The organism is Variovorax durovernensis, from assembly GCF_977011995.1.
The window spans coordinates 4348728-4361677 of sequence record NZ_CDRNCW010000001.1; the positions used below are offsets into that span (position 1 = coordinate 4348728).

A 12950-nucleotide genomic window follows, 5' to 3' on the forward strand; every position below is an offset into this window, starting at 1 on the left:
GGAAACTGGAAGCCGCGTCGTCAGTAGTTCGCGGTCAGGCTGAAATTCACGCGCGGGTCGTGGCGCTTGGTGCGGGGGCCGTCCTTCAGCGGATAGCCGAAATCGACGCGGCCCGAGAAGTACTGCCCCACCTTGAAGGTCGTGCCCAGGCCCACGGAAGCCAGCTGGAACTTGTCGTTCTGCTCGGGCAGCGGGCTCTTCAGGCGCAGGCGCGCCGCATCGGCGAAGGCATACACGCGCCAGTTCTCCACCAGCGGGCCCAGCAGGGTGATGGGCTGGCTGCGCAGCTCGAGCGAGCCGACCACGCCGTAGTCGCCGGTGACTTCGGCCGACAGGTAGCCGCGCACCGAGTTCATGCCGCCGCCGGCGATCTGCTCGCTGGACACCAGCGGCGAGTCGGTCATCTGCGCGTTGAAACGTGCCGCCAGCTGCTGTCCGCCGTCGAAGGTGTAGGTGCCGTTGAGGTCGGTCTTCAGCACCATGAAGCTGGGCGAGGCCTTGTAGCGCTTGTAGTCGAAGGCGGCCCAGTCGCTGGTGTAGCCGAACGAGCTGCTCGTGCCCACCACCAGCGACACGCCCACGCCGTACTGGCTCCTGTCGCTCTGGCGGAATCCCGAGTAAGACAGCGTGATGGGTGCGTACTTCAGCGGCACGGTGTCGCCGCTGCCCTTCAGGCGCAGTGCTTCCTCGTTGTTCTTGAAGTCGACGCCCACGCTGAAGGCATGCCACCAGTTGCCGGTGTTGGGCACGGTGTAGGTCGCCTTCAGCCCGAACGAATGGCCCTTGCCCAGCACGTTGGTGCCGCCGGTGGTGGCCACGTCGCTGTCGGACACATAGGCGTTTCCTTCCAGGCTCCAGTTGGTGCCGGCCAGCGGCGCGTTGTAGCTTGCGGAGATGACCTTGGTCTGGCTCAGGTCCTGCGGCGCGCCGAAGAAGCTGATCGATGCGCTGTGGCCCATCTGCCAGAGGTTGTCGTGGCCCAGCGATGCGGTGGCGCGCAGCTTGCGCGTGTCGGCGCTGTAGTCGTTGTTCAGGCCGACGCTGGCGCGCCAGGGGTTGCTGTCGTCCACCTTCAGGTCGACGTCCATCGTGCCCGGCATGCTGCCCTGGCGCACCAGCGGCATCACCTGCCGCTTGGGGCTGCGGTTGAGCGCGGTGAGCTCGGCCTGCGCGGTGTTGAAGTTGGGCACGCCGCCCTCCTTCAGCGCGGGCACCTGGTCGCGCACGTCGAGCGGCGAGTTGTACTCGGCACCCACCACGCGCACGCGGCCCACGCGGGTCTCGTTGACCTGCAGGAACACGATGCCCTGCGTCACCTGCTGTTCGGGCAGGTCGACGTACACCGACTGGTAGCCGGCCGACTGGTAGGCCGCGAGCAGCGCGTCGCGCGCGCCCTCCACGTCTTTCAGCGTGCGCTCGGGGCCGAGAAACGGCGTGACCGCCTTCTCGATGGTGCGGGCATCGAGCACGGTGTTGCCGCGCACGATGTATTCGGCAATGTCGACCTTGCGGGCCGGCTCGGGTGCTGCCGCGGCCGGCGCCGCGGGTGTGGATGCGGATGGCGCGGGGGCCTGGGCGAACACCGCGCCCTGGGCGCCCATCGCCACCACTGCCAGCCACACCGCTCTCCAACACATCGGTGGGCCGTTCTTCTTCATGTCATGCATTTACAGCTCGTTCTCAAAGATGAAGCTCGCTTGGCAGCAGGCATGTCGGAGAGACGCCATGTCGCTGCTGCGTACGCTTATCTAGACGCACGGCGTTAACAGCGACTGCCATTTGTCACAAAAACTTCATCAAGAAAAAGACATCAAGTCCGCTTGGCGGGTTTTCTTGCGCATAAGAAGAAGGGCCTCCACATGGGAGGCCCTTTCTTTGTGACACGGCAATGAAAATCAGAGCGCATGCAGCCGTGAAGGATGCAATCACGCCGACGGGAACATTCGCGGAGCGGAGCACCCGGTGGCTTGTGCACGCGCAGGCCCTCGCAACCCGGACCGGCCAGCGTCTTTCCGATGACTTGTGCTCTGCCTAGAGTGGCCGGTTCGCCGCCGCTGCGGCAGGCGACCAGAACGAATACGGAGGTGCGAGGATGCGCGGGTTCTTGTTGTATGGCGTCGCCGCCCTGGCGGCATTCGGCTTCGGCGCGGCGGCGGCAGGCGCCGACAGTTGCGTTGAGGTGGTGGTCAACGGCGAACGCACCCCCTCCTATGCCTGCCTGACGCAGAAGCTGCAGCCCGCGGCGGCACCACGCGGCCCCGACGGCGCCCAGCCGGGCCTTGCCTCCGAGGCCATCACGCAAAGGCCGTCCAACCAGCTCGGCCTGTTCAACCAGGCGGCCACCAGCAATCGCATGGGCAACACCTTCGGCACCTCGGTCTATCCGCAGCGTCCGCCGCCGGTGGTGCCTTCTTCGCCGCTGATTCCGCGTCCCTGACCCTGAAGAAGAACGGTCCGCTCGCCGGGCGGCTCAGGGCAGCCCGGATTTGCCTGCGCGGCCGGACGACCCGCGCGACACTTCGAGCATGTCCGGCGCGAACATCGGATTGCCTTGGTGCGGCTCGATGTGCGAGAGGTTTTCCTCCACCGGCAACAGGCCGCCGAAGTCGGTGGCCGCGAAATCGGCGTCCACGTGCACGCCGTGCTCGTCGCGGCGCACGAGGCCGCGGCTCTCCAGGTCGCGTATGGTCTTGTTGACCACCTCGCGCGACAGGCCGGAGTAAGAGGCGATCACCGACTGGGTGATGCGCTTGTCGTAGCCGCCGGTGACGGCCGGGGCCAGTTGGGTCAGCTGGTGCAGCACGCGGCTGACCAGGTCTTCGGACGACAGCGCGGAAATGCGGCGCAGCTGCCCGCGAATGACCGACATGCGCTTCATGGCGAGCCCCAGCAGGCCGATGGCCACTTCCGGGTACTGGCTGCACAGCTTGCGCACGGCCGCGACGGGCACGAGATAGACCGAAGACGGCAAGGCCGCGACGAGCGTCTGCATGGCCTGGTAGCGGTCTTCGGTGAATGAGGGGCTGAGAAAGAAATCGTCCTGGCGGATGAAGTCGGTGGTGACGTCGCCGCCGTCTTCGCGGCCGTGCGCGACCACGCGCAAGAGGCCGCCCGCCACACAGTAGATGCGGTCCGTCCATTCGTCGGCGGTGAGCACGACGTCGTTGCGCCGGTACGAGCGCAACTCGCTGCACTGGACCAGGGCCGCGCGCTCGGCGGGCGGCACATTGGCTATGAGGGGATGCAGATACATGGCTGAAGGTTTTTCCTGGCGAGAGGGCTAGCCGGAAACGATGCGGATCGATCCGGAACCGGCGTGCGGCATTGCCCAACCCGGCATGGCCCCGCCCTTGGGGCCTGCGACGCCGGACCGCGCAAGCGGCCCGGGCGGACAAGAAGCCCCGGCGAGAGGAATCTCGCCGGGGCTGGAGCGGCAACCCTTAGCGGGCCGACGCGATCGTGGACACGGCGGAGTTGCCCACCGCCGTGGCGGTGATCTGGTTACCCGCGGCGCGCAGGGTGCTGCCGTTGGTCGCACCCGTCACGCCCACGCCGTAGTTCACGCCAGTGGCCGTCGCGACGATGGCGCCGCTGTTGGTCTGGTAGTTGCCGATGGCAGCGGTCGGGCGACCGGTGGCCGGTGCCGTCACGGTCAGCGTGTTGGTCGCGCTGTTGCCGTACGCCTGTGCAGCCACGGTGTTGCCCGTGACAGCCGCCGTGCCGTTGGTCAGGCCCGGCACGGTGCCCACGGCCTGGCCGTTGAGCGCGACCTGGTAGGTCCCCGTGGCGTTGGACGTCACCGTACCCGAGTTGCCCTGCGTGTTCAGCACCGCGGCCGTCGCCTGCGTGGCGCCCAGCGTGCTGCCGGCCGTATCCGCGGTCGAAAGACCGTAGCTGCTGCCTGCCGCGACGTTCAGCGCGTTGGTGGCCGCGTTGCCGCGAGCCAGCGACGTGGTGCTGTTGCCGTCGATCGTGACGCCGCTGTTCAGCGCCGCGGCCGAGGCCGGTGCGGTGCCGTTCAGCTGGAACGTGGCCGAGGTGATGGCGCTGGACGCCACTGCCGCGGAGCTGCTCTGCGTGTTGACCAGGCCGGCGTTGGCGCCTTGCAGCGCCGCACCGTTCAGGGCCACGCTGTTGTCGGCGCGGTTGGCGGAGGCTTCGGCCGTGGTGCTGTTGCCGGTAACCGTCACGCTGCTGTTCGCCAGGCCCGTGGTGGCGGCTGCCACCTGGTCCTGGTTGTACAGGCGCGTGCTGGCCGTGCTGCTCACGCTGGTCGAGGCAACCTGGCTGTTGTTCAGCACATGGTCGCCGGTGGCGGTGGCCGGACTCAGGTTCGCGTTGACGGCAGCGCCGACGGGCGTCACGTTGGTGCCGGTGACGGCCAGCGTGTTGGTCACGTCGTTGATCACGCCGAGCGACACGTTCTTGTTGCCCGAAAGAGCAACCGACGAGTTCGACACCGCACCCGGTGCGTACAGCTCGAGGGTCGAGCCGGCCGACACCGCAGCCGCGCTGCTCTGCTGCGACGACAGGGCCGTGGTGGCCTGCACGCTGTTGCCGCTCAGTGCGACGCTGTTGGCCGCCGTGTTGGCGACCGCGCTGCCGCGCTGGCTGTTGTTCGACACGCTCAGGGTAGAGCCCGCGATGGCCGCGCCCGCGGCGGTGTCGATGGCATAGGTGCCGAACACGCTGGTGGCAAGACTTGCGCCGTCGTTCACCTGCTGCAGGTTCGACAGCGCATGGTCGGCCTTCGCGCCGGTGCCGGCAGACAACGGCAGCGTGCCCGCCGCGCCCACGGTGTTGCCGCTGCCCGCAGCGATGTTGCCGCCGGTGACGGACACGCTGTTGGTGGCGGTGTTCCCGGTGACCGCGCCGCTGGCGGTGTTGCCATTGACGCTCAGCTGCGAGTTGGTGACCGCGCCGGCCACGGCGACGGTGACGCCGCCCTGGTTCGGAACGGCTGCCGTTGCGGGCGTGCCGGGGATGGTGGCCGAGAACGGAGCTGTGCCGCCGCTGTTGATCGTGGCAAAAGTCGTCAGCGGGATCGTGCCGAGCAATGTAGCCGGCCCGCTGATGTTGCCGCCCGTGATGCTCCAGCCGTTGGCCGTGAGGTAGTTGATCTGAGCGGTCGTCAGGCTCGACGTTGCCACTGTCAGCGTACCGCCCGTCAGAGTCACCTGGCTGTCCGCGATGTTCCCCGCCAGGCCGCTTCCGGTTGCGTTGAAGTTGAACGGCGCCGCCGGCGTGCCGGGGCTGCCCGGCGTACCCGCCAGACCAATCAGCGCATTCACGTCCGCACTGGTGCTTTGCGAGTTCTGCAGCGCGCCCGAGGTGGCGATCGTGGTGCCGGCAAGCGTCAGGCCGTTGGTGGCGCTGTTGCTCGTGGCGGAAGCGCTGGAGCTGTTGCCATTGGACGCGACCGTGGAGCCCGTGACCGAGCCGCCGATGTCCGTGCGCATCTGTGCGGCGGTGGGCGTGGCCGGGTTCGTGGTCGTGTCACGCTGGGTGGCGGTGACGGAGCCCGAACCGGTCTGCGCGTTCTGCACGCTGAACGAAGCGTCGGTAATCAGTTGCCCGATGTTCGACACGGCGCCCTGGCGAGGACCGGTACTTGCGGTGGACAGCGAATTGCCCGTCACCGACAGCGTGTTGCCGCTCGCGCGGTTGCCGTTGGCCAGCGCCTGGATCTGGTTGTTCGAAGTGGACACCGAAGAGTTCGCGAGGTTGTCCTCGATGCTCGTGTTCACCACCGAACCGCCGGACGCGGCTGCCGCGACGGCGCCAGCCACGTTCTGCACGCTGGTCACGTTCGCCACCGTCGAGAAGCCGGTGGTGGTCACGCCGGTGCCCAGCGCAAGCTTCGCGCCGTTGGCCACGTCGTTGCCGTAGGCCGCGCCGACGAAGGCGTTGCCTTCGTTGGTGACAGTGCCGCGGGTCACGTTGCCTTCGACCAGCACTTCCAGTGCGGCCACCGGCAGGGTCTGGGTAGTGCCCGATGCGCTGGCGGTCACATCGCCGAGCGCCGACTGGCTGCTCAGCACGCCGTAGCCGGCGTTGACGTTGCCGCCGACGGGGAACACGACCGAAGCGGGTCCGCCCACCGAAGCAACGTTGGCGCCGTTGGCCGCGACGTTCAGCGTGTTGGATGCCGAATTGGCGTAGCCGACAGCGCGCTGCAGGTTGTTGGTGAGCGCCACGCTGGTGTCGGTCGAATGCGTGCCGACATAAGCGGTGGCCGTTGCACCCACGAGTTCGGCCTGCACCGGCGAGTTGCCGTCGACGATCTGCACATTGGCCACGCCAGCGCCCGAGCCCACGCTGGTGCCGGTCAGCGACAGCGCATTGCCCGCGCTGTTGCTGACAGCCACGGCTTCCTGGGTGTTGCCGGTGACCGCGAAGGCGCTGGCCTTGACGGTGTCGCCGCCGGTGCCGCGCGAATCCGCGCTCAGGCCGACGACAGAGAGAGCGTTCGTGGCGCTGACCGCGCCCGAATAGTTGCCTTGCAGGTTCGACACCGTTGCCGCGCCGACGGCCGTCACGTTGCCGTCGGGCGTGCCGCCGCCGTTGAGGAATGCGGAGCCGACCAGGGGCATTGCATTCGCTTCGAGCGACAGGTTCTGGCTCACGCTGCTGCCATAAGCGGTGGCCGCGGTGCGGTTGTTGCCGACGGTCACGGTGCTGGCGTTGTTGGTGCCGTTCTCGGAACCGGAGGTCACGCCGACGACCGACGGACCGGTGAGGGCATCCACGCTGACCCCGTAGTTGCTCTGCTGGCTGGCCAGAGCGGCGGTGGCTGCAAACGCAGCCGCGTTACTTCCGCTGGCAATGGCGCTGGAAGCCGCGTTGCCGGTGGCTGCCGAGGTCACGCTGTTGCCCGACAGGTTGACCGAGCCGTTGTCGATCGACTGCACAGCGGCGCTGACGGAGGTGCCCAGGTTCTGGCTGGAGAGCGAGACGCCGACGTTGCCCTGGCTGTTGAGAATCGCCATGTCGGCCGCCACGACGTTAGACAAGGCGCCGCTGTTGAAGCTGGCCGTGTTGATGACCGGAGCGCCGGAGCCGGTGACGGACATGCCGTCGCCCAGCACGATCCGGTTGCCCGCCACACCCGCCGCGCCCAGCGACTCATTGCCGGTGGCCGCGCTCGACACGGTGTTGCCCTGGACCGAGAGGCCGCCCGTCAGCGTGTTGGTCACGCCCACGGCGTTGCCGCCCACGGTCGCGCCGATGGTCGTGCCTTCGGTGACAGCGCTGTGGGTCACGCCGACGCCGGCAGCCTGGTTCAGCTGCAGGTTCGACACGACGGCCGAGCCGACAAAGGTGGGCGCGCCGCCGGGCTGGATGCTGGCCGTGCTGGTCGCGGTGTTGCCCTTGAGGGTGGCCGAGACGGTGTTGTTGTCGAGCACCGGACCGGCAGTCACGGTAGCGGTGGTGGGCGAGGTCAGGCTCAGCGTGACCTCGTTGCCGTTGGCCGTAGCACTGGAAGCGGCGCCCGTGCCCATCTGCCCCGAAGTGATGACGATGCTGCCCTGCGAGTTGGCGGAGTTGCCGGTCGGCGTGTAGCCGATGTTCGTGGAGCCGAAGGTCCCGGATGTGTAGTCGTTCGGCACCGTGCCGGCGATCGTCGAGGAGCCGCTGTTCAGCGTGGTGCTGGCAGCGATGGTGTTGGCCGTGTTCGAAGCGCTGCCGCTGGTGAAGCCGGTCAGGTCGACCTTCACGACGTTGTTGTTGGCGGTGCTGGACACCACGCCGCTGTTGGTCTGCACGCCGAGCGACGCCGAGCCTTCGGCGCTCGAGTCGGGAGCGGTGCCGGTGAGCGACAGGTCGATCGAGTTGGTGAAGGTGTTGCCGATGGCGGTGGGCTTGACCTGGTTGTTGGTCGTCGTGTTGCTGCTGCCGGCCTGCGGGCCGACCACGGTGACGCCGGTCGTCGTGTCCGAGGTGTCAGCGGTAACACCGACGGTGTTGCCCTGCACGCTCTGCACGGTCTTGTGGCCAGTGACCGTCACTGTGGCCGGGGTACCGAAGCTCACATCGGCGGCCTGCGCGCCGCTGCCCATCAGCATGGCGAGCACTGCCAGGCCGACGCTGCCGAGCGCCGGGGTGCCGGCGCCGTGATTCTTGCGATTCTTCTTCATGGATTTTCCTTTTTGGATCGGATGACTGACTCGATCCCGAACGAGATCGATCTGGAAACGTGATGCGTTGTGGTGGTGGTGCGGTTGGGGACTCGGTGTCGGTTACTTCCCTCCGGTTGCGTTCTCCTCGCGGACCGTGCGGGCCGGTCCACCCCTCCCCGCGCCCTGCACGCGGAGCTTGGCGATCTCCTGCAGGCCGGCACCGTCGCGATGAATCGACGTGTCCGCCTTGTCAGGCCGCCATGTGACGTTGATGCCACCGGGCGCGATTCCGCGCGATGCGAGCGCGGACGTGACCACGCCGATGCGCTGGTCGATCAGCATGTCGCGCTTGCCGGCGTCCCAGTTCTCGGTGTCGCGTGCCACGAGCACGACTTCGGTCGGGCCCTTGGCTGCGGCCGCGGCGATCTGGTCGAGCAGATTCAGCGTGCCGCCCGTGAGCGCGGCGGCGCCGAACTCGAACGGGATCTGCACGCTGGAGCCCGACAGGCTGGCGCCGGTCTGGCTGGCCGCGTTGACGGCCTCGCCCTGCTGCACCGGCGTGCCGGCCGAATCGACCAGCGGGTTGGCGACCTTGCGCAGCTTCTCGGCCGGCACCATCTGCAGCTGGTCGTTCATGCGCATGCCCAGGCAGGGCTCGGGATCGACCTTGGAGACGGCGGCCACCAGACGCACCACGCCCTCTTCGAGCGCGGCACGCACGCCCATCTGCACCGGCTCCTGGCCCTTGGCGCCGACGTCGATGTCGTACAGCTTGCTGCCGAAGAAGCGGAAGACGTTGAAGCCGACCTCGTAGCCGTTGAACTGCTTGGTCAGGCTGACGGTCTTGACGATCATCAGCGTCTTGGTGTCGACGATGCGCAGGTCCACGCCCACCGACTGGCTGAAGGTGCGCGCCTTGATGCCCACCTGGTTCACCGCGACCTCCGCACCGCCGGAGTTGATGTTGTAGTTGAGCTCGGTGATGCCGCCGACGATGAAGTAGTCGGACTTGTTGATGGAGCCGCCGAAGTACGGCAGCCACGGCACCACCTGCCCGCCGTTGGGGCCGGCCAGTTGGTGCGCGCGGCCGTCGCCGAGCTGGCGGCGGTCGGCATAGCCAAGTTCGCGTTCGGCAATGACGGGGTCGAAGCGTTCGGCCACCTGCACCGCGCCGCCTAGCTTGCCGAGCGCCGAATACACCATCAGCGCGCCGCCCTGGGTGATGGCATTGCCTTCGTTGATGCTGTACTTGCCGGTGTAGTCCTTCACGTCGCCCACGGTGATGACGATGGGCGGGCGCTGCATGGCCGCCACGTGATCGCCGAAGCAGGCGAGCACGGGCTCCATCGGCGTGATGTTTTCGCGCACGGCGGGGCCCAGGACGATGGGCGCCTCTTTCGGCGCGAGCTGCTGCTGCGGCGCGGTCACGCAACCGGCCAGGCTCATGACGGCGGCTGCCGCCAGCAGGCCGCGCGACGCAGCCGTTTTCTTGACGCGCGGCAATGCGCGGATCGACTCGAACGTGATCATTCTTTTTTCTTCCCTGTCAGTTGAGCGCGCCGAATGCGCATGCCGAGCTGCCGCTGACGCTGGCGCTCTGGTTGCCGGTGTTGGTCTGGTTGGAGTTCAGGGCCTGGCTGGACCAGCCTTGCACGTTGCTGCTGGTGGAGCCGTTCACGAACGAGCCGACGGTGCCGGTGTTGGCCTGGCCCGTTGTCACCGTGCCCGCGCCGCCGTAGCCGGTGTTGGCATTGCCCGTGGAGTTGGCGGCGGCGCCGCTGGTGCTGGGCGAATTGGCAACCGTGCTGTTGGTGCCCTGGTTGCCCTGCGCCGTGGCCGTGACGTCGCAGTTGTACTGTTTGCCGATGTAGGTGTTGGTGGTGTAGTTGGCCGCGCCGTAGCTGCCGGCCTTCTTGCGCTGGATCATGTCCTGCACCGCGGCCTGGTTGGCTTTGTCGGTGGAGGTCTGGAACTGCCAGGCGATGTTCTCGCCCACGTTGTTGGCCGAAGCCCCCACTGCCGCGACCACGAAGAATGCATGCAATCCCAATCGCATGAAGTGCCTGAACGAGACGAAAGACAAGCGCTGGCGCAACCGGAAGTCGCGCGCGCCGGGGGTAACCTGGACGAGTTGGTTAGGCATAGGATTTCTGCGGGAGAGAGGGAACGTTGAAAGGTGAAGCGGTGTCATGCGCGCGTCGTGCTGCGCGCATCGGGCATGCGCAATGCGGCTTCGAGCGCCAGGTACTGGGCCTTGGCGACGATGTCGTCTGCACTCGCGTTGTCCGAGTGCATGACGCATTGCTGCATCAGGTCTTGCACTGCGCGTTGCAGCTGGAGCAGCTCGGTGTTCAACCGGGCAAGGCGAAGGTGCAGGTCCATAGGCATGTTCATGAGAAGTCCACCTGTTGGCGCCGGGCGGCGGGCGCCTCGGCGTGGCTTTGCGGCTCGCTGCCGCGAACGCTGTAACCCTGCAGCCACTGCGCGCCCGCGGCCAGGGCGATGTGCACGTCGTCCTCGCGCTCGACGCCGTCGACCACGACGTGCGTCGCAAAGTGGCTGCACATCGAGACCATTCCCTGCAGGCACTCGCGGCCGAAGGCGCCGCTGCGCGCACGACGCAGGAAGGACGCGTCGAGCTTCACGATGTCAGGTCGGCAGGCCTGCACGGCGGCCAGGTTGTCGCCGCCGCCGCCGAAGTCGCGCAATGCGATGCGGCAGCCGCGCAACTGCAGCTGCACGCAGAAATCGCGCGCCGCTTCGAGGTCGGGAAAGCCGCTGCTGCCGGTGATCTCGATCACCAGGCGAGAGGCCAACGCGAACTCTTCGTCGAGCGCCGACAGCAGCGAAGCCCACCAGTGATCGGGCTTGGCGCTCTGCGCGCTGATGCGCACCCCGATGTGCGCCGAAGGCCGCAGCCTCAAGGCCTCCATCGCGCGCCGCAGCACGAGGCGGTCGAAGGCGCGCGCAAGGCCCAGGCGTTGCAGGCACGGCAGGAATACCTCCGGCGCGAGCGACGCGGGCTCCCCGCGGCCCGGCGCAATGCGCGGGCGCCCTTCGCGATAGAAGATGGTGGCGATGCCGCCCGCGTGCACCACGGGCTGCCATCCGAAGCTCAGCCCCTCTGCCAGCACAGCCTCGCTGACGCGCACGGCGACGTCCATGTCAGCGCGGTAGCGCTGGCGCCATCCATCCGCCCTGCTCTCGCCCAAATCAGGGAAGGGCTGTGCGGTCCACAGCGTGAGTTCGATCTCGGCGTCGCCGAGTTGCTCGGGCGGGCGCACCTCGATCCAGTCGGCATGCAGTTGCGCCATCGCGGTGATGCCCTTGGCGCGCACCGGCTCCGCGCCGAGCTCGGACAGCAGCGTCTCGAGTTCGCGGCTCACCGACGAGCCGGCACGCACGGTGCCGGCCGCAAAGGCATCGTTGGCCCAGAGCAGGAAGCAGTCGTCGCGCAGGCGGGCGAGATCGGTCTCGGCCGAGCACAGGAAGTTCGCGCACAGGCGGCGCTGGATTTCGCGGCTCGCGCTCGATGCGAAGTCTTGTCCGTAGGCCTCGGCGAGGTGCGGCAGGTTCGCGATGAAGACGTAGGCACAAGGCCTGTGCCGCGGCTGGCGCGCGAAGAGTTCGGCGGGCACGGTGGAAACGAAGGGCACCGAGTCCGCGTAGGGAATGCGCATCGTGTCCTGCGCGTCGTTCGCATCGCGAGGCGGGCGGTCGTTTGCCGCGTCGCCCGCCGCCGACGCACGCGGTGCCCAGTCGGCGGGCATGTCCGCGCCGAGAGGCCAGGTTGTCAGCGGAGAGAGAGCAGGCATTGCGTCCTCGGTCGAAAATTTCTGCGTCGAATTCACACAAGAGAAGAAGGAGCCACCGCGTTTCTTGCGGCAACAGTCGGCCACCCCACGTCGCAACGCGGGTTCGAACCGGACACTGGAAACTCGACGCGCAGGCGACAGCCGCCACAGGCTGGGGCCTTCTTTTCAGGAGGCCTCGCGATCGGCTATCGGGTCACGGCGAGGGGGTGCGCGGCGTCAGGCGGAGAACGCCTGCGCTTGCGCTGCGGTGGCTAGGAATAAGGCATGGACGTGGCCCTCGACTCATCGGCGCCACGCGTTCGTGAGGCAGACCCGCGCACGGCACGCCGTGGCTTGTACGTTCGGAAGAACGAGGATCTTTGAACCATCACGTTGCAAGCTCCGTAGGACATTTGAAACAAAATGAATACTACGGATTACAGTAGCCGTTGGCATTCGTTTTCGGCCCGTGTATGTGTTCCAGCTCACATTTGTAAACAATGTTTGACGAACACCGGATGGCCCACGGGACCGAGCTGGCGCCATAGCTGAGCGAACGGCTCCAGGAGCCGTTCTGCTACCACGCATCCGATCAGCTGGCCGATGCGGGCTTCAGGCCCGGGGCGCAATCACACGAAGAGCGGGAGCGGTCTTTCGATGGCTTTCATCGGTCGATTGCCGCATTCGCGTGCGTGGCACGCAGGCCTTTCAAAGGTGCTGGGCAACGATCACCACGGCACCTGCGAGAGAGATGGCGCCGCCGACGAGCTTTCTGAATGTCTTCATGATGTTCTACCAAGCTTGTTCAAGGAGAACATCGATGGTGCCGCGTTTGCCATTGCTCGTGGTTTGGCAAACTTCATGCGCGGGATAGGAAAAACATGGGCTGTGACGAGCCCTGATATACTCGCGCCTCGTTTGGACTTGCTCCGAACGTTGCCTGGCCAGGCAAGCCGAATCTCACACCGGCGCGTCGAAGTCACTGCGACGAGAAAAATAACAGGTGGCTTCCGCAAGTGAAAATTTGCCGTAACCG

Annotated in this window: 9 protein-coding genes; 2 read left to right on the forward strand and 7 right to left on the reverse strand. The window is 67.1% G+C overall.

From position 1 onward, the window contains the following. Window positions 1-20 precede the first annotated feature (20 nt). Complete coding sequence (locus ACWV14_RS20725; RefSeq protein ID WP_454903443.1) at window positions 21-1667, reverse strand: ShlB/FhaC/HecB family hemolysin secretion/activation protein; 1647 nt, start codon at window positions 1665-1667, stop codon at window positions 21-23. Between the two features lie 425 nt (window positions 1668-2092). On the opposite strand from ACWV14_RS20725, the gene ACWV14_RS20730 reads away from it, so the two are divergent. Continuing rightward, window positions 2093-2437, forward strand: coding sequence for a hypothetical protein (locus tag ACWV14_RS20730; protein WP_454903444.1), 345 nt, complete (start codon window positions 2093-2095; stop codon window positions 2435-2437). Window positions 2438-2470: 33 nt separating this feature from the next. On the opposite strand, the gene ACWV14_RS20735 is transcribed toward ACWV14_RS20730, so the two are convergent. The 6 genes from ACWV14_RS20735 to ACWV14_RS20760 form a co-directional block, all read right to left on the reverse strand. Then, a complete protein-coding gene (locus ACWV14_RS20735) occupies window positions 2471-3253 on the reverse strand; it encodes a Crp/Fnr family transcriptional regulator (protein WP_454903445.1) in 783 nt (260 codons plus the stop codon). Between the two features lie 187 nt (window positions 3254-3440). Continuing rightward, on the reverse strand, window positions 3441-8138 hold the full coding sequence (locus ACWV14_RS20740; protein WP_454903446.1) for a beta strand repeat-containing protein: 4698 nt from the start codon (window positions 8136-8138) through the stop codon (window positions 3441-3443). Between the two features lie 102 nt (window positions 8139-8240). Next, the gene (locus ACWV14_RS20745) at window positions 8241-9650 is read right to left on the reverse strand and encodes a CsgG/HfaB family protein (RefSeq protein WP_454903447.1); all 1410 of its coding nucleotides are present in this window, start codon (window positions 9648-9650) and stop codon (window positions 8241-8243) included. A 16-nt stretch (window positions 9651-9666) separates the two neighbouring features. Further along, window positions 9667-10263, reverse strand: coding sequence for a hypothetical protein (locus tag ACWV14_RS20750; RefSeq protein ID WP_454903448.1), 597 nt, complete (start codon window positions 10261-10263; stop codon window positions 9667-9669). A gap of 44 nt (window positions 10264-10307) precedes the next feature. Continuing rightward, complete coding sequence (locus ACWV14_RS20755; RefSeq protein ID WP_454903449.1) at window positions 10308-10514, reverse strand: hypothetical protein; 207 nt, start codon at window positions 10512-10514, stop codon at window positions 10308-10310. Then, window positions 10511-11935, reverse strand: coding sequence for an EAL domain-containing protein (locus tag ACWV14_RS20760; protein ID WP_454903450.1), 1425 nt, complete (start codon window positions 11933-11935; stop codon window positions 10511-10513). The genes ACWV14_RS20755 and ACWV14_RS20760 overlap by 4 nt, the downstream gene beginning before the upstream one ends. Window positions 11936-12571: 636 nt before the next feature. Between ACWV14_RS20760 and ACWV14_RS20765 the strand changes: the two genes are divergently transcribed. Continuing rightward, complete coding sequence (locus ACWV14_RS20765) at window positions 12572-12934, forward strand: hypothetical protein (RefSeq protein WP_454903452.1); 363 nt, start codon at window positions 12572-12574, stop codon at window positions 12932-12934. The last annotated feature ends 16 nt before the right edge of the window (window positions 12935-12950 follow it).